Here is a 24,488-nt window from a genome sequence, read left to right as displayed (position 1 = left end):
CTCAGGCCTCCTCGGTCCGGCCGGTGGCCGGGTGGTCGCGGTCGATGAGCGCGGCGATCTCCGGGGCCCGGTCCCGGACGAAGTAGTGCTCGCCGCCCGGGATCACCTCCACGGACACGTCGCTGACCAGGCGGCACCAGTCGCGGTGTCGCTCGGTGAAGTTCTCGGTGGCCGGGTCGGCGTCGCCGAAGACGGCGACGGTGTGGGCCCGCACCGGGGTCGGCGGCGCGACGCGGCAACGGCGCAGGTGTTCCATCGCGCCGACGTGGTCGTGCCGGCCGGCCGTCATCATGTGCTCCACCGCCGCCCAGTCCAGGGCGCCGGAGAAGCCGCCGAGCCGGGTCAGGTAGCCGGCCCACTCCTCGTCGGAGGTGACGCGCTCGGCGGCCAGCGCGGCGTCGGGGTCGTCGGCGGGCAGCGACGCGGCCAGGTACAGCCCGCGCAGGTCCGCCCCGGCGGTCTCCAGCCCCCGGGCCACGGCGGTGGCCATCACCGTGCCGGCGCAGTGGCCGTAGACCACCACCGGGCCGTCGACCCGGTCGGTCACCTCGTCGACGCAGCGCCGCACGACCTCGTCGAAGTCGAGGAAGTCGGCCGGGTCGCCGCCGGTGTCGTACCCGGGCTGGTTGAGGGCGAGCAGCCGGAACCGCCCGGGCAGCGCCTCGGCCAGCGGCCGGTACGCGATGGCGTTGCCCCCGCCGTACGGCAGGCAGACCACGGTCGTCGTCGCGTCGCCGCCGGGCGGGGTCAGCTCGTGCAGCAGCTCGGTGCTGGCGCCGCCGGCCCGGATCCGGTCGGCGAGCCCCCGGATCGTCGGGTTCTTGAACAGCTCCACCACAGGCACCGGGTTGTCCAGGGCGACCATGGTCCGCACGGCGGCGAAGGAGTCCCCGCCGAGGGCGAAGAAGCTGTCGTCGATGGTGACCTCGTCGACGCCGAGGACGTCGCGCCACACCCCGGCGATGCGCCGCTCGCACTCGTCGCGCGGGGCCTCACCGGTCCCGGCGCCGGACCCGCCGACCTCCTGGGCGGCGAGGGCCAGGCGGTCGACCTTGCCGTTGGGGGTGGTGGGGAACGCGTCGAGGACGACCAGGACCGCCGGGACCATGTGCGCGGGCAACTTCTCGCCCAGCGCCGCGCGCAGCCGCTCGGTGTCGACCGGCCCGGCGGCGGTGAGGAACGCGGCGAGGGTGGTGTGCCCGGGGGCGCCCCGGGCCACCACGACCGCCTCGGTCACCTCGGGGAAGCCGCGCAGCGCGGACTCGATCTCGCCGGCCTCGATCCGCAGGCCGTGGATCTTCACCTGGAAGTCCATCCGGCCGAGCAGCTCGATCACCCCGTCGCGGCGGTACCGGGCCAGGTCGCCGGTGCGGTAGAGCCGCTCCCGCCGGCCGCCGGGCAGGTCGCGCTCGACGAACTTCTCTGCCGTCAGCTCCGGCCGGTCCAGGTAGCCGCGGGCCAGGCCCGCGCCGGCCAGGTGCAGCTCGCCGGGGACGCCGACGGGCTGCGGATGACCGGACCGGTCCAGCACGTACGCCCGCTGGTTGGCCATGGGACGGCCGTACGGGATGCTGGTCCAGGCCGGGTCGACCTCGTCCACTTCGTAGATGATCGAGTCCATGGACGCCTCGGTGGCGCCGCCGAGGGCGATGAACCGCACCTGCGGGGCGACGGCGCGCAGCCGGGCCGGCTGGCCGACCGGGATCCAGTCGCCGCCGAGCAGGGCCAGCCGCACGGTCGGCACCGCCTCGCCGTGGCGCTCCAGGTGTTCCAGCAGCAGGTCGAGCAGGGCCGGCGCGGAGTGCCACACGGTCACCCGGTGGTCGCGGACCAGCCGGGCCCAGGCGGCCGGCTGGCGGATCTCCTCGAGGGTGGGCAGCACGGTGGTGCCGCCCGCGCCGACGGTGCCGAGCAGGTCGTAGACGGACATGTCGAAGCTGGGCGAGGAGACGGCGAGCAGGGCGTCGCCGGGGCCGACCGCGAAGCGGGTGTTGAAGTCGGTGAAGTTGTTGACCGCACCCCGGTGCCGCAGCGCGATGCCCTTCGGGTCGCCGGTGGAGCCGGAGGTGTAGATGACGTACGCGAGGTTGTCCGGGGTGACGCCGACCTCCGGGCGGGTCTGCGGCCAGTCCCCGGCGTCGTCGTGCACGTCGACCAGGCGGGCCGCGTCCAGGTCGGCGGCGTCCAGGTCGGCGGCGTCGAGCCGGTCGGCCAGGTCGGCCTCGGTGACCACGCCCCACAGGCCGGCGTCGCGGCACATGAACTCCAGCCGCTGCGCCGGGTAGTCCGGGTCCAGCGGCACGAACGCCGCGCCGGCCTTGAGCACCGCGAGCACCGCCACCGGCTGGGCCGGGGAGCGACGCAGGCAGATGCCGACCAGGGTGTCCGGCCCCACCCCGGCCGCGACGAGCCGGTGGGCGAGCCGGTTGGCCCGCCGCTCCAGCTCGCCGTAGCCGACCGTGGCGTCGCCGCACACCAGGGCGGTGCGGTCCGGGTGCCGGTCGGCCCGCTCCTCGAACATCTGGTGCAGGCAGCGGTCGGTGGGCAGGTCCGTGGCGGTGTCGTTCCACCGCCACACCGCGTCGTCGACCTCCGCGTCGGTCAGCATGGTCAGCTCGGCGACCGGCCGGTCCGGCTCGGCGACCGCCGCCCGCCACAGCCGGACGAGGTGGTCGAGCATCCGGGCGACGGTGCCGTCGTCGAACAGTTCGCTGCGGTAGACGCTGTCCACCTCCGGCTCCGCGCCACCGCAGCGCAGCACGAAGCCGAGGTCGAACCGGGCGCTGGTGAACTCCGGCTGGATCGCCTCGGCGGTCAGCCCGGTGAACTCCGGCAGCCCGCCGGTGGTGTCGTCGAGGTTGACGTACACCCGGAAGAACGGCGCCTGGCCGCCCTCGCGGGCCGGGGCCAGCTCCTGGACGAGGACGTCGAACGGCAGGTCGCTGTGGGCGAACGCGTCCCGGGTGGTGGTGGCGGCCCGGCGCAGCAGGTCGGTGAACGACGGCGACCCGGTCAGGTCGGCGCGCAGCACCACCGTGTTCGGGAAGAAGCCGATCAGGTCGGCGAGGTCAGCCCGGTCCCGGGGCGAGTGGACGGTGCCCAGGGCGACGTCGTCCTGGCCGCTGTAGCGCCGCATCAGCAACCCCACCCCGGCGACGACGGCGTCGAGGAGGGTCGCGTCGCACGATTCGGCGAGCGCGCGTACCCGGTCGAGCAGGTCCGGTTCGACGGCGGCGCGCAGGAACCCACCCTCGGCGGACGCGGCGGCGGGGCTGGGCCGGTCGGTCGGCAGGTCCAGGGCGGGCAGGTCCCGCAGCCGGTCCCGCCAGTACCCGAGCTGCCGTTCGCGCAGCGGGCCGGCCATCGCCGCCCGCTCCCGGACGGCGTGGTCGGCGTACTGGGTGGGCAGCGGCGGAAGGTCGGCCAGGGCGCCGGTGGCCCCGGCCCGGTAGAGGGCCGCGAGGTCCCGGTAGAGCACCTGGGTCGACGGGGCGTCGATCGCGATGTGGTGCACGCTGAGCAGCAGGATGTGCTCGTCGGCGGCGGCGACGCGCAGCAGCCGCGCCCGCAGCACCGGGCCGTCGGCGAGGTCGAAGGGGCGGGTCTCGGCATCCTCGAACACCGCGTCCAGCGCCTCCTCCCGGTCGGAGTCGTCCAGCCCGGACAGGTCGGTGACCGGTACCGGCACCGGGTCGGCGGGGCGAACCACCTGCACCGGCTCGCCGGCCTCGGCCCGATACACCGTGCGCAGCACCTCGTGCCGGGCCACCAGCGCGGACACCGCGTCGGTCAGGGCCGCGACGTCGAGGTCGCCCCGGAACCGCAGCGGCACCAGCACGTTGTACGCGCTGCGCTCCCCCTCTATCTGGCTGAGCAGCCACAGCCGCCCCTGGGCGAACGAGGTGGGGGCCCGGCGGCACCCGTCCGGTTCGGGGCCAAGCCGGGCCGGCTGACGCGTCGGTTCGTACACCTCAGTCATGTCTGTCGCGACCTCCACTCCCTGAATCTCCGCGCGGCGGATGGGCACCGTCGGGCCGGTCGGATGCGAGTGGGGCGACGGTAGGAAGCGCCGGTTCGCGCCGGGTTACGCGGCGGCGGTCGGCACCGGGCCGAGCGGGTGCCGACGGCCATGCGGTGGGGGACGGACCACTTCGGCTGGCCATGGCCTGCGGGAATTGCGCCATTCACAATTGGCGTGAAAGTGGGAGCCACAAGCGTTCCGCACCCGAGTCGCATGTCTTACAACGGTCGATGCCGCGGCCCACGAAATGAAGATTGTACGAATACCATGCTCTGGTGAAGGAAAGTCATGGCCGTCAGCCATGGCCGGTCCGCATCCGTGGGGACAGCGGCCTGATTCTGGGCAGCGGGACACTCCTGGGCGACCGGCACGTCCTCACCTGCGCCCACGTCATCGACCGCTCGGCCGGCCGGCGGGGGGCGGCGACGGGCGGCCCGCCCGCCACCCGGGTCATGGTCGACCTGGTCCGGCTGCCGCACCTGACCGCCCGGTCGGCGCGCGTGACGCCCGGCGGATGGGCCCCGCTGGACAAGGACGGCCACGGCGACGTCGCCCTGCTCGAACTGGCGGACCCGGTCCCCGGCCAGCAGGGCGCCGAGCTGCGCCGGCTCCCCCTCTGGCAGCAGCAGGTCTACGCCTTCGGGTTCCCGATGGAGTTCAGCGACGGCGAGACCGTCCACGCCGTCCTCGACGGGCATGTCGGGCCCGGTGGGGAGCAGGTGCAGATGACCTCGGCGAACCCCAGGCTGTGGGTGCGGGGCGGGTTCAGCGGGGCGGCGGCCGTCGACGAACGGACCGGCCACGTGGTCGGCATGGTTGTCTCCTACTACAGCGACGCGACCGCCGGCCTCGCGTACATGGTCCCGGTCGAGACGATCCTGCGCCACGTGCCCGCAGTGGCGCGGTGGGTCCTCGGCGGGTCCTCGGTGGACAAGGGGTTCACCTCACCGAGCCCGGGCCAACGGGACGGCCAGGCCGAGCTGTGGATCGCCCGGTTCTACGCCCGCCGCTCGCCCGAGAACGTCCTGGTGATCGTCACCGGCCGACCCGGGTCCACGGTGTGGGCCGCGCTGCGCCGGGCGGTGGTGCTGTCCAGCCGGGAGCTGCGGCCGGCCTCGGCCGGCCCGGCCGAGGCCGACGGCGACCCCACCGTCCCGCCGCTGGGCAGCATCGACCTGTCGCTGGACGCCTCCGGCAAGCCGCCCCGGGAGCTGGCCGAACGGATCCTGGAGTTCGTCGGCGCGGGCGAGCCGGCGGCGGGCCCGGTGGCCGACCTGGTCGGCGCGGCGGCGCCGCGGTCGGTGCTGATCGACGGCGTGGACGATTCCACCGACCCCGAGGAGCTCCTCACCGAGGTGGTCGGGCCGATCGTCGACCGGGCGGCCGAACGCGACCTGCGGGTGCTGCTGGGTTTCCGGGGGCCCGCGATCGACGTCCGGCTTGGGCTGCTCGCCCGGCGGATCGCCGGGCTGAGCGCCGCCGAGGGCCTGGTCGGCGCGCACCACCGCGAGCTGGCGGCGCAGCTGACCGGGCTGCCGACGGTGCCCGCCCGGGCCACCCGGCTGCGGGTCCGGCTCACCGCCCTGCGCGCCGCCGCCGGGCAGCCCGACCCGGGCCCGCTGCCCGAACACCTGGCCGCGGTGGAGCGGGCCACCGACCAGGCCCTGCACGAGCTGGCGGGGCTGCGGCGGCGGCTGGCCGAGCTGGCGTCCGCGCACCAGGAGCTGCGAGGGCTGCTGGACGCGCAACGGGCCCGCGCCGGGGCCGGTGGGCTCACCGAGCACCACGAACTGGGAGCGTCCTACCAGCAGGCCCACAACCTGCTCTGGGACGGCCCGTGCGAGCTCACCGAGGCCACCGCCGCCGTGTACGGGTACGCCGACCAGGTCCGGCGCGCCATCGCCGACCGGCAGGAAGGAGGGCCGTCCTGATGCGCTGCCCGCGTACCCCCGGGTGCCCCGGCGCCGTCGACGCCGACGGCTTCTGCACGGTCTGCGGCCTCGCGCCCAAGCCCGGGCGCCCGGCGTCACAGGACACGCTCCCGGACGGTCCGGCGACCGGGGAGCCGGTCGGGGGCAGCTCCTGGATCGTGGCCGGCCTCGTGCCGCTGCCGGTGCTGTCCTTCCCCCGGCACGGCCGGGTCTCGCCCCAGCTCAGCGTGCCCGAGGACAGCCGGTCCTGCGCCCAGTGCGGCGGCCGGGTCGGTCGGGGTGGGGCCGACCGGCTCGACCACGGCTACTGCCCCACCTGTAGGACGCCCTTCGCGTTCGTGCCCGCCCTGCACCCCGGCGACCTGGTGGCCGACCAGTACGAGGTGGTCGGGTACCTGGCCCGGGGTGGTCTCGGGCAGGTCTACCTCGCCGAGGACACCCATCTGGACCGCAACCCGGTCGTCCTGAAGCGGCTGCTCAACAAGACCAGCGCGGGGGCGCTGGCGATCGAGGTCTCCGAGCGGCGGTTCCTGACCACACTGGACCATCCGAGCATCGTCCGGATCTTCAACTTCGTCACCGCCGAGGACCGGCTCTTCGGCGGGCAGACCAGCTACATCGTGATGGAGTACCTCGCCGGGATGTCGCTGCACGAGCTGCTCCTGGCCGTCCGCCTCGGCCGGCCGGGCGTCACGCTGTCGCTGGTGGACATCCTCGCGTACGGCCACGAGATCCTGACCGCGCTGGAGTACCTGCACGGCAAGGGCCTGCTCTACACCGACCTGCACCCGGGCAACGTCATCCGGACCGGGGACCGGATCAAGCTGATCGACCTCGGCGGGGCGCGCCGGGCCGACGACGACACCAGCCCACGGGTCCTCACCCCCCACCCGTACCGGGTGAGCGACGAGGAGATGGCGACGCACAGGTCCACCGTGCGGTCGGACCTGTACGCGGTCGGGGTCCTGCTGGAGGAGCTGAGCAAGCCCGTCGCCCGACCGCTCGCCCCCGATCCGGTCGGGGAGGAGTCCTTCCGCCGACTGGTCGGCCGAGCCAAGGCCGGGTGGCGGCGCCGCTTCGCGTCCGCCACCGAGATGTCCGAGCAGCTCAGGGGCGTGCTGCGCGAGTTGCTACGGGATCTGCCGACGGACCGGGTGCAGGAGCCGTCCGCCGTGTTCGCGCCCACCGCCGCGCTGCTCGACGCGGGCCTCGGCGCGGTGCCGCCGCTGGCCGCCTGGATCGAGCCGGCGGCCGGTGAGCTGCCGCACCACGGCCGCCCGGCCCCGGCCGACGTGGCCGTCGGCCTGCCGGTGCCCCGGCCCGCGGCCGGCGACCCGGCCACACCGGCCCTGGCCCTGATCGGCGCCCTGGACCCCCGCGGCCTGCTGGCCCGGCTCGCGGCCGTCGAGGCGGAGTCGGTCGAGCTGCACCTGGCCCGCTGCCGGGCCCACCTGGAGCTGGCCGAGCCCGGCCCGGCCGGGAAGGCGCTGGCCGCCGCCCGCGCCCTGCTCGGCGAGGACGCGGTGGCCGACTGGCGGCTGACCTGGCACGAAGGGCTGCTGGCGCTGACCCGGTCCGACGTGGCCGAGGCCACCGGGAGGTTCGACGAGGCGTACCGCGAGCTGCCGGGCGAGGTGGCGCCGAAGCTGGCGCTCGGCTACTGCTACGAGCAGCAGGGCAGGGCGGAGCCTGCGGGCCGGTATTACCACACGGTGTGGCGCCGGGACCGGTCGGCGGCCAGCGCCGCGTTCGGGCTGGCCCGGCTCCGGCTGGCCGCCGGTGACCGCGCGGCGGCGGTGCGGCGTCTCGACGAGGTCCCCCGCGTCTCCCGGCACTACGACGCCGCCCGGATCGCCGCCATCCGGGTGCTCGGGACGCTGCTCGGCGCCGACCCGTCCGACGACGCGGCCCAGCTCAACGAGGCGGTCCGCCGTCTCGACGAGCTGCGGCTGGACGGGGGCGCCCGGGACCGGATGACCGCGGCGATCCGGCAGGCGGCCCTGGACCTGCTGCTGGCCGACGGGGCCGACGGGCTGGCCGGCGGCGAGACGCTCGGCGGCGAGGTGTCGGAGCGCTCGGTGCGGACGCTGCTCGGGAGGTCCCTGCGCGCCCTGGCCCAGCAGGCGCGCACGCGCAACGACCACGGCGTCCTCGTCGACCGGGCAAACGCGGTCCGGCCGCTGACCAGACTCTGACCCCGGTGAGGAGCGAAACGGTGCGTAGCAGGCTCGACTTCGACCTGACGATCGGCCACGACAAGTTCCTCTCCCCCGGGGATCGGCAACTGCACGCGATCCTCACCGTCACCGCCCGGGCCGGACAGTCCGGCGCCGGGGTAGACCCGGACGGGCCGGGACACGCCGAGGTGATCGTCATCGACTGCTCCGAGTCGATGACGTATCCCCCAACCAAGATCGCCGCCGCCCGGCGGGCCACCGCCGCCGCCATCGCCGTGCTGCCGGACGGGGTCCGCTTCGCCGTGGTCGAGGGGACCCACGAGGCCCGGATGGTCTACCCCCGGCACCGGGGCCTGGCCACCTCCTCGCCCGCCACCCGCCGCAAGGCCCGGCAGGCGCTGAACAAGCTCGTCGCGATCGGCGGCACGGCGATCGGCACCTGGCTGGAGCTGGCCCGGGAGCTGCTGGCCGCGCACCCCGAGGCGATCCGGCACACCCTGCTGCTCACCGACGGCCGCAACCAGCACGAGACGCCGCAGCGGCTGGCGGAGGTGCTGGCCGGCTGCGCGGGGCAGTTCGTCTGCGACGCCCGGGGCATCGGCGACAGATGGGAACCCCGCGAGCTGATGCGGGTCGCCAAGGCGCTGCACGGCACCGCCGACGCGGTACGCCAGCCGACCGATCTGGAGTCCGACTTCCGGGAGACCATGCGGGCGGCGATGGCCAAGCAGGTGGCCCGGGCCCGGCTGCGGATCGCCCTGGTGCCGCCGGCCCGGGTGCTGTACTGCCGGCAGGTGCACCCCACGGTGACGGACCTGCCGGTGACCCCGGTCGACGACCGGACCGTGGAGTGCCCGACCGGGTCCTGGGGCGAGGAGAGCCGGGACTACCACCTCTGCCTGGAGGTGGACGGGACGAACTGGCCGAGGGACGAGGACATCCGGGTCGCCCTGGTCGACCTGCGGGTGGGCGACGCCCAGGCCGGCAAGCCGGCGAACGTCCTGGCGCACTGGACCGACCTGCTATCCGGCCGGATCGATCCCCGGGTCGCCCACTACACCGGGCAGGAGCAGATCAGCCAGCTCATCGCAGACGGGTGCGACGCGTACGACACGGGCGACCGGGAGGCCGCCGTCGGCCTGTTCGGCCGCGCGGTCGAGGCGGCCACCGCCGCCGGGGACGCCCTCCACCTGGAGCAGTTGCGGATGCTCGTCGACGGCGTCGACACCGGCACGGTACGTCTGCGCGGCGACCTCGCCCGGCTCGACGTGATCATTGGGTCGATGCGGTCGACGTTCACAATGCACGACGGCGAGCCCGGGCCGGTGCCGCCGCCCGCCCCCGCCCCCGACGACCCGCCCCGGCTCTGCCACTGCGACCACCGGTCGCCGCCCAAGGCCCGGTTCTGCGAGCGCTGCGGCGCACCGTTCCCGACCAGCGACGAGGCCGGGCCGGTGCCGGCGTGAGCGCCGACCGGCCGACCAGCACCACCCGGCGGAGGCTGTGGGGGTTCCTCGCCGCGCTGCTCGTGGGCATCGTGGCCACGCTGGGCGGTTGCCTCGCGGTCTTCGTCGGGGTGCACCGGACCGCCGACGCCGCCCACGACCGGTCCGTGCCGGCGGTGCTGGCCGTGTACGACGCCCAGCTCGCCCTCCGGCAGGCGCACGGCGCGGCCCTGGCCAGTTTCTCCGCCGGCACCCGCCTGCTCGCCAGCCCCGGCGAGGACTACCAGAACCAGATCGCCCGCGCCGGCCAGCAGCTCGCCCAGGCCGCCGAGGACAACGCCGCCGGGGAGAGCGGCAGCCGGGACATCCAGGTGGTCGAGGCGTCGGTGGTGACCTACACCGGGCTGGTCGAGCGGGCCCACGCGTACTTCGCGCAGGACGGCGGCAGCGTGCTGGGCACCGCCACGCTGTGGGACGCGTCGACCCTGCTGGAGGAGATCCTGCGCCGCCTCGACGCTCTCGGGGTCAAGCAGATCGACGCGCTGAACGGCCAGACCGACGGCCTGTGGACCAGCTGGGAGATGACGCTCCTCTGGCTCGTGCCGGTGCTGGCCCTGCTCGCGCTGCTGCTCTCCGCGCAGCGGTTCCTGCGCCGGCGGTTCCGGCGCCAGCTGAACGTGCCGCTGCTGCTGGCGACGCTCGCGGTGGTGGTGATGGGCGCCACCACCGCGATGAGCCTGTGGTCGGCGAACCAGCTCGCCGACGCCCGGGCCGACACGAGCCAGGCCACCAGCGACCGAAAGGTGCAGCTCGCGGCGCTGTCCGCCCGCGACAGCGGCGGCCTGGCCACCCTGCTGGCGGCCGCCTGCGGGTCGCCGGGCTGCCCGGACACGATCGCGCGGGTCAGGGGGGACGCGAGCCCGGCGCCCGCCCCGACCGGCAGCCCGACCCCCGCGCCCGCCCCGTCCGCGAGCAGCGCGGCGACGGCGTCCTCGCCCGGGGTCACCGAGGCCGGTGCCCGGCACGGCGAGGACGCCGCCCGATCCGCCGAGCGGGCCGCCGACAGCCGGGCCGGGGAGGTCGTCCTACTCGCCGCGGCCCTGTTCGCCCTGGCGATGGTCGCCCTCGGCCTCCTGCTCCGTCTAGAGGAATACAGGTTTTCGCAGCGATGAGACGCATAGCCTTCGCCCTGATCCCGGTCCTGCTGGCCGCCGGCGGCCTCGTCGCCTGCGCGCAGGCCCGCACCCTGAGCGTCGTCGCGTCCTGGGCCACGAGCGACGCCAGCAAGACCGAAGTGGACAGCACCGACGACAAGCGCATCAACGCCGAGCTCAAGAGCGGTAGCGAGGCCGCACCCTTCCTGGCGGTGCTGGGGGCCTTCACGAAGGAGACCGGCATCAGGGTCACCTACCAGGGCACCCGGGATGTCAGCCAGGTGCTGCGGTCCGGGGTCGACCGGGACCGGCCGCCGGATGCGGCGGTGCTGCCCCGGCTCAACGACCTGCAGACGTACGTCCAGAGCGGCGCCCTGCACGCGCTCGACGACACCCTCGTCGCGCGGGACCGGGCGGACCTCGCGCCGCAGTTGCTCCACCTCGAAGGCCCGCGCGACGGGCACCCCCGGGTGTACGGCCTGTCCGTCGCCGCCCACGCCAAGAGCCTGGTCTGGCACGTCCGGGGCACGCCCGGCGGTCCCGACGCGCAGCGCCCCCCGGCAACCTGGGCGGAGTTGGTCCGGCTCACCGGGGACATCCGGGCCCGCGGGGGCGTGCCGTGGTGCCTCGGGATGGGCGCGCAGCCGCTGTCCGGGTGGCCCGGCACCGACTGGATCGAGGACATCCTGCTGCACCAGTCCGGGCCCGCCTTCTACGAGAGCTGGGCGGCGGGGGCCGAGCCGTGGACGTCCGCGCGGGTGCGGGCCGCCTGGAAGGCGTGGGGCGAGCTGGTGGCGGCCGGCCGGCGCACCGACAACGCCCTGCTGACCAACTTCGACACGGCCGGGCTGGGCATGTTCGCCTCGCCGCCGAAGTGCCACCTGGACCACCAGGCGTCGTTCATCGTCCGGGGCTACCAGTCGCGGGACCCGTCCCGCAGGTTCGACTTCTTCCCGTTCCCGGCGTCCGGCCCGGCTGCGACCGTTCCGGTCCAGGAGGTCTCCGAGGACGTGGTGGGCATGTTCCGGGACACGCCCGAGGCCCGGGAGTTGATCCGCTACCTGGCCGGCGATCCGGCCCGCAAGCTGTGGCGGGAGGCGAGCAAGCACCTGGCGTTCACCTTGAACGCGGGCACCGACCCGACGGCGTACCCGGACGGCCTGGAGCGCCGCATCGCGCGGGCCCTGACCACCGGCACCCGCTGCCGCGACGCCTCGGACATGATGCCGGCGACGATGACTGCGGCGTTCCAGTCCGCCGTGCTGCGGTACCTGGACGATCCCGCGCTGCTCGACAGGTTGTTGACCGAGCTCGATACCGTGCGGGGCCGGACGCCGAAGGACCAGTGGCTGAGGCTGACCTGCCTCAGCGCCTGACGGCGGGCGATCGAGAGAGGACTGGCTGATGACCGAGGTGGTCGAGTTCGCCCTGGACGGCGGCGGCATCGTGCTCGTCGCCGTGGACGACACGCCGGGGATCACCCCGGCCTCCACCGCCGAGGACGTGCTGCGCAGGGCCGGGATGAGCTTCAACCGGGCGATCGGCCAGGCGCGCGACGCGGCGTCCGCCGCGTTGACCGAGTTCCGGTCCATGGCCGACCGGCCGGACGAGGTGGAGATCAGCTTCGGGGTCCAGCTCAGCGCCGAGGCGGGCGCGCTGATCGCCCGCACCGGGGTGCAGGGGCAGCTCCAGGTGACCGTGCGCTGGCACCGGTCCCCCGCCGCCTGACCGACGCCTCCCCGGGGACCGCCGGCGCGGTGGTCTAGCCCCTCCCCCGCCGCACGCGAGCCCCAACCGGGCCACTGTCCGGCCGGCATGCGAAGCGGGGCCGGGATGACTCCCGGCCCCGCCTCACACGGTGGACCTTCCTACCTAGCGCGCACTGCGGAGGCCGTAGGCGCGGTGCAGGGTCTGCTCGACGGTGCTGCCGTTCTCGTCGACGGCGTGGACGCGGATGCTGACCGCGCCCGTCGTCTGCTCCAGCTTCGGGTGGTTGATCCGTCCGGTGAACTTGCCGTTGTGCTTGTCCACCTTGACGGACTTCCAGTTCGCACCGTCATCGGTGCTCACCCACATCTTCAGGCTGCGCAGCTTCGGCGCGGCCAGGCCGTTGCCGTAGTGGCCGCCGATGGTGATCTCCTGCGACCGGCCGGCGACGGCCTGGTTGGCCAGGTCGACCTCCGTGTCGTAGCGCAGCCGCAGGATCTGCTCCGCCTGGCACAGCTCAGCCCGTCCCAGCAGGGTCTGGCCGATGCAGGACGCGAAGTCCGCGGTCTCGGCGGTCGGCCGCTGCGACCGGAACGTGTAGACCGCGTCCTCCTTGGTGGCGTACCGCTGCTGCGGGTTTCTGGCGGTGGCGGTGTGGGTGAGCCGGTACCGGCCGGGTTCGGCCGGCACGTCGAAGGTGTCGACCGGGTACCGCAGCATGAAGAAGATGGCGTTCACCAGGTATCCCCGCTCCTTGACGGGAATCTCCTGGCCGTCCCGCGACAGCGTCCACTCGCCGGGCCGGCCCTGCGTGCTGTGGCCGGCCTGGTCGAGCGATTGCGTGTCGAAGACCATGGTGTCGCCGGCGCGGCAGGTGAAGCAACTGTAGGCGCCCCACGGGTGGGCCAGCACGTTCGCGGGCGAGCCGTGCGGTCCGGTGGCGAGCGGTTGGGAGTTCCACGCCTCGGTGCGCCGTCCGGGCTTGGTGAAGATCTCGTTCGCCCAGGGGGCCGGCCCGTACTGGACCCCGTTCACCGGCTCGTCGTACGTGTAGTCCGCCGTGCGATTCCACAGCACGTCGCCGGAGATCGGGCCGACGTACTCGGTGACCGTGCTCTGCGCCCGGCGTGGCGCCGCTCTGGTGATCGCGGACACGAGCATGTCAGCGTGCTGGGCCGACCATACCTGGCCGACGGTGGCCGGGGCGTCGGAGTGGAACCGGTTGTCGATTTGGTAGAGCTGCCGGTCGGTGACCCGGTAGGTCAGCTTCTGAGGCACGCGGCCGAACTCCGGGAACGCCAGTGCGTACCGATAGGGGCTGACCGCCGTACCGGAGGTGTTGACGCTGACCGCGCCGCCCTTCAGCCGTCCGAGCAGCGTCCGGGCCTCGGCCACCGGGATGCTCATCGTCGGGATCGGGTAGACCGGCCAGGTGGTGTCGCCGATCATGACGTGGCCCTGCTTGCCGAAGCCCAGCACCGCCGCAGCCCCGGCCTGCGCGGCGTTGCCGACCCGGGTGGCGACCTCCTCCCCGCACACGATCAGCGGGCAGGCGTCGGAGAGGTCGAGCAGCACCAGCTTGCCCTTCGCATCCACAGTGGCGAAGTCCTCGGTGGTGCCGGTGCCGGCCTGGACCACCGGCAGGGTGCGCCGGCCGTCGAGCTTGGGCAGCACCGCGTCGGCGGCCTGGTAGCGCGGGTGCAGGTCGAGGCCACGCGGACCGCGCACCGACATGGCGATCTGCGGTGCGCCGAGCAGGTGCTGGCTGAACGCCTGGAACACGCCCTGCCGCACCGGCTTCGTGGGCAGCAGCCAGCCGTCCCAACCGTCGGCCGGTCGGGCCATCGCGGAGCCCTGCACGCCGCCGTAGTTGTTGGCGCCCAACCGCAGCGCCCCGAACACCATCTGGTAGTTGTCGCTGCCCTTCGGCGTGTCGACGGTGATCTTTCGGAGCTTGCGCAGGTCCAGGGTCACCGTGGTGTCCTCGGTGACGTCGAACTCCGGCTGCATGGCGATCGCGCTGTTGCGGCCGTCCGAGTCGAACCAGTCGACCATCACCGCCAGGGCGTGTTCACCACCGTAGACGCGGGCCGTCGTCTCGGTCCCCGCGCCGCCGAGCACCGCTCCGCCGCGGTCCTTGCGGCCGTCGGTGCGGGCGAACACCCAGTTGCCGGGGTAGAAGTACGCCGGGTCCACCCCGTCCGGCAGGATCAGCTTGCCGGTGACCTGGAACGACTGGGGCTCCTTGTAGAGCCCGATGGCGGTGCCGACCTCGATCCCCTCCGCGCTGGCCCGCAACGCGCCCTCGTACCAGGTGGCCTCGCTGCCGGCTGCGGGGTGCACGGTCGCCGTCACGTCGGCGGTGCCGTTGGCCGGTACCGTCACGGTCTCCCTGTCGAGGGTGAGCATCCCGGCGGGGGCGTTGCCCTTGTCGGTGGAGAGCGTCGCGGTCAGCCGCAGCGTGACCGGCGTCGTCGAGTTGTTGACGTAGCTGACGGTGCGGCTCGATGCCGCGGTCTGCCCGTACGTGATCAGACCGAAGTCGAGGCTGTTGGTCGCGTACACCTGCTGGCGCACCGCCCGGGCCACGTCGACCCGGCCGGCGCCCTGCTCGTAGGCGCGGCTTCCGGTGTCCTTGGCGGTGCTGACCAGCACCGGCTTGAGCTGCTTGGCCGCCCAGTCCGGGTGCTGCTGGCCGAGGATCGCCGCGGCGCCCGCCACGTGCGGGGCCGCCATCGAGGTGCCGTTGGCCGCCAGGTAGCGCTCACCGGCCGCGCCGCCCATGATGCTCGGCTCGGAGCGCGCGGCCACGATGCCGACGCCCGGGGCGGAGATGTCCGGCTTGAGGCCATGGTCAAGCCGCCGGGGCCCGCGGCTGGAGAAGCTGGCCGTCTTGTCGTCGCGGTCCACCGCGGCCACGGTCAGCGCCGCCTCGGCGACGCCGGGCGCTCCCAGGGTCTGCGGGTTGGGGCCGCTGTTGCCGCCGGCCACCACGAAGAGCGTCCCGTACTGCGAGGTCAGGTTGTTGAGAGCGACACTCTGCGGACTGGTGTGGTCGCCACCGCCACCGAGGCTCATGTTGACGATGTCGGCGCCGGCCGCGGCCGCCCACTCCATGCCCGCGATCACGTTCCGGGTGCTGCCCGTGCCGTAGTCGCCGAGCACCTTGCCGACCATCAACGATGCGCCCGGGGCCACGCCCCTGTACTTGCCGTTGGAGGCGGCGCCGCTGCCCGCGATGATCGAGGCCACGTGGGTGCCGTGGCCGAAGTTGTCGTGGATGGACGGGGTGGAGGTGTGGTTCACCGCCGCCACGATCCGGCCACCGCCGAAGTCCGGGTGGTTGAGGTCGATGCCGCTGTCCAGGACAGCGACCTTCACCCCGGTCCCGTCGAGGCCGACCTTCCACGCCTCGGGCGCGCCGATCTGCGCCACGCTGCGGTCCAGCGTCGGGTAGACCCGCTGGTCCAGCCAGAGCTTGGTCAGCCCGGCGCCCAACGTCGACGCACGGGCTCCCGCGCCGCTCTGGGCACCCGCCACCGCGGCCCAGAAGTCGCCGGACTGCTGCTTGGTCACGTCGAACCCGGCACCGCCGACGCTGGGCAGCGCCGCCACGTCGGTGTTGGCCGGCAGGGCTTCGGCCCGCGCCTTCAGCGTGCTCGCGTTCGGCGAGTTCGCGCTGCGGGCGCCGGTGCCGTACTGGGCGATCACCGGAAGCTCGTCGGTCAGGTCGTCGGTGTAGCCGTTGTTGACCAGGTAGCCGACGTCGAACAGGGCCCGGTCCAGCTTGCCCGCGTCGACCAGCGGCATGGCGTCGGACGGGTAGACGTAGTACGAGTCACCGTCGGGGACCTGCAGGAAACTCATCGCGCCGCGGCCGGAGCGCAGCGCCGGCTCCAGCGTGACGCGCGGCGTTCCCTCCTTGTCCACCTGGTAGTGGACGACATCGCCGGTGATCAGGGTGACCCGACGCGCGCCCGGCGCGACACCGTCCGGGTCGGCTCCGGCCGGGACGACGGCCGGGACGACGGCCGGGACGGTCGGGAGGTCCGGGCGCGCCGTGGCCGGTGCGGCGCCGGAGAGGACCAGCCCGAGGACGGAAACCCCGACTATCGTGTCGCGCGATCTCCATCGTCGACGACTCATGGATGCTCCTTGGGATGTGGGACTGGGGATGGTGGGTCTGAGGATCGAGCAATGCGCCACCAGCACGGAAGTGCTGGGCGCGGCGTGTTCACGTCGCCGGCGTGAACCCGCCAACGACGGAGCCGACCTGACCAGGCATGATCAATACATGCTCGACGCCCTTGGCCTCGACGGCACCGAACAGCTCGTCTACCAGGCCCTGATTCGTCAGCCCAGCGCGTCGGTCGACGACCTCGGCGACATGACGCGGCTGACGCCACAACAGATCCACGACGCCTTGGCCGCACTCGAAAAGCTCGATCTGGTCCGTCCGGTGCCCGGGCCCGTCGTGCGGTACCCGCCCGCGCCGCCGGACGTCGCCCTGGAGGCGCTGATCCTGCGCAAGGAAGCCGAACTCAAGTTGGTCCGGGCCACCGCCCTGCAGCTCGACGAGGCGTACCATCGTGTGCTGTCCACCCAGCATCCCACCGGATTGGTCGAGATCGTCGTCGGCCAGAAGGCGGTCCACGAGCGCGGCCAGCGCCTCATCCGCGCCGCGCGACGGGAAATGTGTGCCTTCGACCGGCCGCCTTACCTCGACGATCCCCTCGCCACCAACCAGCTCGAGCTCGACGCGCTCGCCAAGGGCGTGAACTTCCGGGTGGTCTACGACCGGGCCACCCTGGACATCCCCGGCTGGTGGTCAGGGCACTACCAGTCGGTCGCCGCCGCGGGCGAGCGTGCCCGGGTGGCATCCGGAGTACCGGTCAAGATGTACCTCATCGATGGCCAGATCGCCCTGGTGGCCCTGCAAACCAAACATCACACCATCCATGCCTCTGCCATCGTTCGCCCCTCGGAGCTGCTCGACGCCCTGCAATCGCTGTTCGACACCCTGTGGCGGCAGGCGGTGCCGCTGCCGCAGCTGCCGCAGCTCGGCGCGGCGGACCCGAGCCCGGAAGACCTCACCCCAGCGCGAGCCGTGCCCACCCCGTTCGAGGCCACCCTGGTGTCACTGCTCGCCGCAGGCCTGGGCGACGAGGCGATAAGCCGCCAAACCGGGCTCTCCTACCGCACGCTGCAACGCCGGGTCCGGAGTCTGATGGACCAACTTGGCGCCCAGACCCGCTTCCAGGCCGGACTGCGGGCGGCGCATCGCGGCTGGGTGCAGCCACCGAGCGCGGACTGACGTGACGGTCGCAGCGCCGGCGGCATCCGAACCAGCATCCACCCGGCGCGTCACACCAGCACAGGGCAAACCCTCCCCGATGCGGCCCTAGCTGCCGTCGGAGGCGGGGAGGCGCAGCTCGCACCAGACGATCTTGCCCTGGGGATCCGGGTGGCAGCCCCAGGCTGCGGCCAGGGTGTCGATCAGCCACATGCCCCGCCCGCCGACCGCCTCGAGGCCCGGGCGGGCGAGCACCGGCAGCATGGGGTTCGAGTCGGTGACCTCCACCCGGACCTGGTCGGCGCGCAGGCCCAGCCGCAGGCACAGCGGGGGCGGCCCGTACCGCACGGCGTTGGTGATGATCTCGCTGGTCAGCAGCACGGCGGTGTCGGCCACCAGGTCCGGCACCCGCCACCGGCGCAGGTGCTCGGCGACGAAGCGGCGTCCCTCCGCGCTTGCGCTGCCGGCGTTGGGCAGCACGGGCAGGGTCGCCAGGTACGGCCAGTGACGGGAGGCGGAAAGCGCGGATTCCGGCGGCAACAGGCGCTCCAGAGGCGATGGCAGGCGGTGAGCGGGTCCTCGTCGACGCCCATCGGATCGCCGCCGACCGGCGGCTGACGGCTGCCAGTGTGGCACGCCCGGCAGGGCAGCGACGCAGCCACCGTCGCGGCGCCCACCGGCTTGCTCCCCAGCTCGCGCCGACGCGCCCGGGCCGGTCCGGCTGCCGCGTTCAATGCAGTGCCGCCGGCCCGGCCCGCACCGGCTCCCCGCCCGTCGACGGTCACGGGCACGCCGACGCCCAGCCCACGTCCTCACCGCCGGGCGGCGGCCAGGGATCGGCCTGGCGTCCCTATGATCCGATTATGGCATTGCTGCACCGGGCGGAGCTGCGCCCCACGAAGCTCGAACTCCTGGCGACCTGGCTCCCCGGCCGCCCCTGGTTCCGGGGGGCCGACGGGGGCGCGGTCGAACGGGTCGCGGCGTACCGGTTCGATGACCCCGCCGGAGCGGTCGGGATCGAGACGTTGCTGGTCCGGGCCGGTGCGGGGCCCGTGCACCAGGTGCCGCTGACCTACCGGGGCGTGCCGCTGGACGGTGCCGAGGCGTGGCTCGTCGGGACCTGCGAGCACTCGGTGCTGGGCCGGCGCTGGGTGTACGACGCCTGCGGCGACCCGGTCTACGCCGGGGCCCTGGCCCGGGCGATCCTCGCCGACGGCGGCCAGGCGGAGGAGTACCTCGAGGTGGACGGCCGGCGCGAACACCGGGCGCCCAGCATGGCGGTCGCCGCCGACGGCCCCCGCACGGCCGACGTCCCGGCCGTCGGCCCGGTCGACCGGGTCGAGGACGGCGACCCGACCCGGATCGTCGCCGGCCCGGTCGAGCTGGCCGTCGTCCGCTGCCTCGGTGCCGACACCGGCCTGACCGGGCACCGGCTGACCGGGACGTGGGCCGGCCGGCCCGCCCTGCCGCTGGCGTACGCCACGCTGCGCTGACCGCCCCGGCGGGCCGCCCCGACGTCGGGTACGTCCCCGGCTGGTGGGCGGCCCCGAGGGCTCAGTGTGCCGCCACGACCACCGCGCCCGGCTCCAGTTCGGCGAGCCTCGCCGGCCGCACCACCAGCAGCAGGACCGCCGTCGCCGCCACCATGCCACCGGCGACGACCACGGCCATCGCCACCGCGCCGGTGCCCAGCGCGCCCACCAGGGGCGCGGCCAGCGCGCCGACGCCGAACTGCACCGCGCCGAGCAGCGCCGAGGCGGTGCCGGCCGCCTCGCCGTGCCGGGACAGGGCCAGGGCCGGCGCGTTCGGCATCGCCAGGCCCGCCGCCGCCAGCACCACCCACAGGGACGCCAGCAGGCTCGGCAGCCCGCCGATCCCGGTCGCGGCGAAGACGAGCAGCGCCAGCCCGGCCACGGTCCCCACGGCCAGGGCGGCCACGAGGATCCGCTGCGGCGAGTAGTGGCGCAACAGTCGTACGTTGCCCTGGGTCGCCGCGATCAGGCCGACCGCACCCGCGCCGAAGGCCAGCCCGAACTGCTGCTCGTTCAGCCCGTACTGCTCCTGAAAGACGAACGACGACCCGGCCACGTACGCGAACAGCGCCGCCATGGCCAGCCCGGCGACCACGACCAGGCCGACGAACGTGCGGTCCCGCAGCAGCGAGCCGTACACCCGTGCCGTTGCGCGCACCCCGCCGCGCCGGCGCCGTTCGGCCGGCAGCGTCTCGCGGAGGCCGAGCGCGGCGACCACGACGAGCAGCACTCCGAAGGCGGCCAGGGCGACGAACACGCCGCGCCAGTCCGTCCAGCGCAGCAGCCCGCTGCCGAGGGTCGGCGCGAGGATCGGCGCCGCGCCCATGACCAGCAGCAGCCGGGACAGCAGTCGGGCGAACTCCGTGCCGTCGAACAGGTCGCGGACCACGGCCATCGCGACCACCGACGCGGCTGCGACTCCGAGTCCCTGCACCACCCGCAGCGCGCCGAGGACCGCGATGTTCGGCGCGACGACGCAGAGCAGCGATGCCACGACGTGCAGCGCGATGCCGGCGATCAGGGGCTTGCGCCGCCCGACGGCGTCGGACAGCGGGCCGATCACCAGTTGGCCGAGGGCGAGGCCCGCCAGCGTGCCGGTGAGGGTCATCTGGACCGCCGCCGACGTGGTGCCGAAGTCGGTGACGAGCGCGGGCAGTGCGGGCAGGTACATGTCGATGGTCAGCGGGCCCACCGCGATCAGCGAGCCGAGGACGAGGACGAGTCGCAGGCGCTGCCGCCGGCTCATCAGGTCGCCCGGTGTCCGGGGCGTCGTCGACGCCCGGGAGGCGTCGACACCGGCGGCGGTCACCGGGACGGCTCCGACCGGTGGGCGCGGCGTCGGGCGGGGAACGGATCAGCAGTCACATCTGGCTGCAAACCCGGATCCGCCGAGCTGATTCCCCTTCTCCCCGGAGGTGACAGACGTCACCGCCTGCGACGATCAGCGCCCGATCAGGGAACGGGACCACTACGTGACGGGGCGCCGCCGGAGAGTCAAGCCTCCGGCGGCGCCCGGCGCTGGTGGGTCAGTTCCGGTTGATGGTGAAGGTGGACGTGGTGTTCTTGATGTCCTGGGCGTTGTTGCTCATCCGCAGGTTGTTGAACGTGACCGAGCCGACGGCCGGGCCCTGACCCCCCTCCGGCATCTCGTTCACCCAGATCCCGAAGCCGGACTTGGCGTCGAACGCGTCGCCGCTCTTGCGGGCTCCGGTGATCGAGATGTTGGTGAAGATCGTGTCCTTGACCGGGAACTGCGGCTGGCCGCCGACGTAGTTGGTCTGGAACATGATGCCGCTGTAGGTCGGGTCGACGATGTCGACGTCGCTGACCCGGATGCCCTGGAACACCTTCGAGGCGGAGAAGACCCAGATCGCCGGGAAGGTCTGCCCGTTCCAGAAGTGCCCACCGGCCCGCACGATCGAGATGTTCTCGAACCTGGTGGGCGGGTCGGCCCCGAAGCCGTTCATCGGGTACCCGAAGTCGAGCGAGCTGATCGTGATGCCCGAGTAGACCAGGGTGTCCGCGATGTAGATGTTGCGGAACGTGTTGGCGTAGCCGCCGTAGACGGCCACCCCGGCGGCCCGCCAGGTCAGGGTGGAGGTCAGGTTCTCGTAGATGTTGTCCCTCATGTCGGCGCCACCCGCGTCGATCGCCGAGAAGAGCGCGAAGCTGTCGTCGCCGGTCGCCCGGGCGTCGTTGTTGCTGACCAGGTTGTTGGTGCTCCCGTTGGTCATGTTGATGCCGTCGGCGAACATGTTCCGGATCCGGGAGTTCTTGATGGTCATGTAGTCGGTGTTCGCGCCCCAGTAGAGGCACACCATGTGCTCGTTCCAGATGTTGTCGATCACGATGTTCGACACGTTGGAGAAGTCGAACACCTTGCCCGGGCCGTCGATCCGCGAGGTGTAGTTGCCGAAGTAGGCGAAGTTCGCGAAGGACGAGCCGGCCGCCGAGTTCTCGGCGCGGAAGCCGATGTCGGTGTTGTCCTGACCCGACGGGGCGTTGAAGCGGGTGTACCAGGGGCCGGCGCCGGTCACCTTGACCGCCTTGCCGTACACCTGGAACTTCGACGCGGTCGAGTAGTTGCCGGCGGGCAGGTAGACCCCGACCAGGTTGCCGGTGGTGTCCATCCGCACCCGGTCCAGGGCGTTCTGCACGTCGGAGTGGGTGAAGCCGGCCGGCGTGGTGTACTTCGCCGGGTCCGGGTTGGCGATCGGCGCGACCTGCTCGGTGTTGACGAAGTCGATCGCGTACGTGGTGGTGTTCGCCGGGTCCTTCTGGAGCCGGATCCTGCTACCGGCCGGGACCGTCGAGTTGAGCATGACGTTGGCTTCGTCGTAGATGTGCCGCGGTCCGCCCGCGCCCGGCGAGTTGCCCGGGCTGGCCTCGGCCCCGTAGAGCCAGGCGTACCGGGAGGTCAGGTCGATGGCCTTGTGGAAGGTGCCGTTGACGTAGACGTTCAGCGTGGAGTTGATCCCGCCGCCGCCCGGAGCGTCCGGGATGGAGAAGCGGGTGACCAGGGTGTTGGTGCTGGCCCGGGTGGTGAACTCGACGTAGCTGCCGGTGGTGTTGAGGGTGACCGCCCGCCGCCCGGACGCCTCGCCGGCCGGGTCGCCGATGTCCCGGTTCGGCCCGATCACGGCCGCGCCGCCGCCGACCACGCCGTCCTCGGCCTCGTACATGTCGTACGGCATGTTGGCGCCGCGCCCGACGAACAACGGCCGTTCGCTGGTGTTGTTCTGCTGCTTGACCGGCAGCTCGTTGGCGTCGACGGCGAGCACCACCCGGACGGTGTACTTGCCGTTCGCGGCGGTCCAGGTGCCCAGGTTGACCGGGCCCACAGTGGCCCCGGCGTTGATCACGCCGGAGTGCGAGCCGGTCAGGGTGCGGACCACGGTGCCGGCTTCGTTCAGCACGGTCAGCGTGATGCCGTGCGCCCCGGACGCCGAGGCGACGGTGCCCGCGTTGCGCAGGGTGACGGAGAAGGTGACGGTGTTGCCCGCAGACGGGTTGCCGGGCGTCCAGTCGACCGACTGGGCGACCAGGTCCGAGCTGGCGACCGGGCTGACCACCAGCGGGGACGGGCTGGTGTAGCTGTTGTTCGTCTCGTCCTGCTCGATGACGGTGTTGGCCTCGTCGACCTTGGCGCTCAGCGGGTAGCTGCCCGCCGCGCGGGCCCCGATGTTCGCCGTGACGGTGGTCGAGGCGCCGGCCGCGAGGGCGCCGACGGAGGCGGTGCCGACCCGTACGCCGCCCAGGTAGAGGTTGACGTTGGTCGCGGCGGAGGCCAGCGTGCCGGCGTTGCGGACGGTGGCGGAGACGGTGACGGCGTCGGTCTCGGTGGGGTTGGCCGGGCTGGCCGACAGGCCGGTGACGGTCAGGTCCGGGTTCGCGGCCGGAGTGCCGATGACCTGGAACTCGGCCACCTGCCCGCCCGGGGCGCCGGAGTTGGCGGTGATGCTCAGCCGCACGTCGGCGGCGGTGGCGGAGACCGGGATGGTCACCGTGTTGCCCGACGCCGGGTTGAACGGGTAGCTGGCCGAGCCGGCCAGGCTGGTGAACGCCGAGGCGCTCTGCTCCCGGCCGAGCACCTGCACCGTCTGGGTGCGGGGGCCCCACGCGGAGTCCGGGTTCAGCCTCAGCACCACGGAGCTGACGGCGGCGTTCGCCCCGAGCTGCACGGTCAGGGTGCCCGGCTGGCCGTTGCTCTCCCAGTACGTCGCCGCGTTGTTGTCGTTGGCGTTGGTCGCGACGAACGTGTGCACGTACGACGAGGCGGTGATCGGCTTGCCGACGGCGAGGTTGGTGCCGCCGGTGCCGCTGCCGGTGCGGGTCACCGTGTTGCTGTTCGCCGACTGGTTGCCGGCGGCGTCGCGCGCCCGCACGTGGTAGGAGACGGTGGCGCTGGCGGGCTGGTTGTCGGTGTAGGTCAGCACGTTGCCGGCGACGCTGCCGCGCAGCGCGTTGTTGGCGTAGACGTCGTAGCCGGTCACCCCCACGTTGTCGGTGGAGGCGGTCCAGGTCAGTTTGATCTGTCCGCTGGCCGGCTGGGTGTAGGCCAGGTTGGCGGGCGCGCTCGGCGCCTGGGTGTCCCCGGCCGCCGGCCCGTACAGCTCGAACTCGGAGACCTGGCCGGCGGGCCAGCCGGTGTTGGCGGTGAAGTTGAGCCGGACGTACCGGCTGCTGGCGGCGGCGAACGTGATGGTCACCGTGTTGCCGGTCGCCGGGTCGAAGGTGTACCCGGCGGACGCCTTCAGGGTGGTGAAGGACGAGCCGTTGGTGCTGTCCTGCACAGACAGCGTCTGGGTGCGGGTCTGCCAGGCGGCGGCCGGCGGCAGCTTCAGCACCAGCCGGTCCACGGTGACGGTGGCGCCGAGGTCGGCCTGGAGCCACTGCGGGAAGGCGTTGTTGGCGCTCTCCCAGTAGGTGTCCGGGTTGCCGTCGTTGGCGTTGCCCGGGCCGTAGTTCTGGCTGACGCTGCTGGCGGTCATGGTGGCGGAGATCCCGGCGAGGGCCGCCGCGGTCGCGGGCGCCGGCGCGGCGGCCGGCGCTGCGCCGCCACCGGCCCCGGCCGGGGCGGTCGACGCGGCGGCGGGCAGAGCGGGGACGCCGGAGACCAGCAGTCCGGTGGCCAGCAGGCCGGCGGTCAGCCACCGGCTGGGGGTACGTCGTCTCGTGCTGTTTCCGGGCATGGCGGAGCTGCACCTTCTCTCGGGGGTGGTGGTGCC

General features: G+C 73.4%; 13 protein-coding genes. 8 read left to right on the top strand and 5 right to left on the bottom strand.

The annotated features are described in order from the left end of the window. Window position 1: 1 nt before the first annotated feature. Window positions 2-3,979: a non-ribosomal peptide synthetase gene (locus tag OG617_RS26645; protein ID WP_405095682.1), complete on the bottom strand. Its 3,978-nt coding sequence runs from the start codon at window positions 3,977-3,979 to the stop codon at window positions 2-4. A gap of 317 nt (window positions 3,980-4,296) precedes the next feature. Here OG617_RS26645 and OG617_RS26640 point away from each other — a divergent pair, with 317 nt between their 5' ends. From OG617_RS26640 to OG617_RS26615, 6 genes are read left to right on the top strand one after another with little or no spacing between them, the layout of a single operon-like run. Further along, the gene (locus OG617_RS26640) at window positions 4,297-5,952 is read left to right on the top strand and encodes a trypsin-like peptidase domain-containing protein (protein ID WP_405095681.1); all 1,656 of its coding nucleotides are present in this window, start codon (window positions 4,297-4,299) and stop codon (window positions 5,950-5,952) included. Next, window positions 5,952-8,147 carry a tetratricopeptide repeat protein gene (locus tag OG617_RS26635; protein ID WP_405095680.1) on the top strand — a complete coding sequence of 732 codons (2,196 nt, stop codon included), beginning with the start codon at window positions 5,952-5,954 and terminating at the stop codon, window positions 8,145-8,147. The genes OG617_RS26640 and OG617_RS26635 overlap by 1 nt, the downstream gene beginning before the upstream one ends. 20 nt (window positions 8,148-8,167) lie before the next feature. Further along, complete coding sequence (locus tag OG617_RS26630; protein ID WP_405095679.1) at window positions 8,168-9,595, top strand: VWA domain-containing protein; 1,428 nt, start codon at window positions 8,168-8,170, stop codon at window positions 9,593-9,595. Beyond that, window positions 9,592-10,746, top strand: a complete 1,155-nt coding sequence (locus tag OG617_RS26625) for a hypothetical protein (RefSeq protein ID WP_405095678.1) — start codon at window positions 9,592-9,594, stop codon at window positions 10,744-10,746. Before OG617_RS26630 ends, OG617_RS26625 begins: the two co-directional genes overlap by 4 nt. Continuing rightward, window positions 10,743-12,104, top strand: coding sequence for an ABC transporter substrate-binding protein (locus tag OG617_RS26620; protein WP_405095677.1), 1,362 nt, complete (start codon window positions 10,743-10,745; stop codon window positions 12,102-12,104). The genes OG617_RS26625 and OG617_RS26620 overlap by 4 nt, the downstream gene beginning before the upstream one ends. A gap of 28 nt (window positions 12,105-12,132) precedes the next feature. Next, window positions 12,133-12,456, top strand: coding sequence for a CU044_2847 family protein (locus OG617_RS26615; protein WP_405095676.1), 324 nt, complete (start codon window positions 12,133-12,135; stop codon window positions 12,454-12,456). Window positions 12,457-12,600: 144 nt separating this feature from the next. On the opposite strand, the gene OG617_RS26610 is transcribed toward OG617_RS26615, so the two are convergent. After that, a complete protein-coding gene (locus tag OG617_RS26610; protein WP_405095675.1) occupies window positions 12,601-16,581 on the bottom strand; it encodes a S8 family serine peptidase in 3,981 nt (1,326 codons plus the stop codon). Window positions 16,582-16,729: 148 nt separating this feature from the next. On the opposite strand from OG617_RS26610, the gene OG617_RS26605 reads away from it, so the two are divergent. Continuing rightward, a complete protein-coding gene (locus OG617_RS26605; protein ID WP_405095674.1) occupies window positions 16,730-17,749 on the top strand; it encodes a helix-turn-helix domain-containing protein in 1,020 nt (339 codons plus the stop codon). 87 nt (window positions 17,750-17,836) lie between these two features. Here the strand turns inward: OG617_RS26605 and OG617_RS26600 are convergent, their stop codons facing one another. Further along, complete coding sequence (locus OG617_RS26600; protein WP_405095673.1) at window positions 17,837-18,268, bottom strand: ATP-binding protein; 432 nt, start codon at window positions 18,266-18,268, stop codon at window positions 17,837-17,839. A gap of 323 nt (window positions 18,269-18,591) precedes the next feature. Here OG617_RS26600 and OG617_RS26595 point away from each other — a divergent pair, with 323 nt between their 5' ends. After that, the gene (locus tag OG617_RS26595; RefSeq protein WP_405095672.1) at window positions 18,592-19,221 is read left to right on the top strand and encodes a CG0192-related protein; all 630 of its coding nucleotides are present in this window, start codon (window positions 18,592-18,594) and stop codon (window positions 19,219-19,221) included. 61 nt (window positions 19,222-19,282) lie between these two features. Here the strand turns inward: OG617_RS26595 and OG617_RS26590 are convergent, their stop codons facing one another. Together OG617_RS26590 and OG617_RS26585 are read right to left on the bottom strand one after the other, a co-directional pair. Next, window positions 19,283-20,506 (bottom strand): multidrug effflux MFS transporter, encoded by a 1,224-nt coding sequence (locus tag OG617_RS26590; protein ID WP_405103968.1) that lies wholly within the window; start codon window positions 20,504-20,506, stop codon window positions 19,283-19,285. Window positions 20,507-20,786: 280 nt separating this feature from the next. Further along, window positions 20,787-24,452 (bottom strand): discoidin domain-containing protein, encoded by a 3,666-nt coding sequence (locus OG617_RS26585; RefSeq protein WP_405095671.1) that lies wholly within the window; start codon window positions 24,450-24,452, stop codon window positions 20,787-20,789. Window positions 24,453-24,488 lie beyond the last annotated feature (36 nt).

Origin of the sequence: Micromonospora sp. NBC_01412, assembly GCF_045040215.1 — a bacterium.
GTDB lineage: Bacteria > Actinomycetota > Actinomycetes > Mycobacteriales > Micromonosporaceae > Micromonospora > Micromonospora rubida.
The sequence above is the reverse complement of the archived record's forward strand: the minus strand, read 5'-3'. Positions and strand labels throughout refer to the sequence as shown.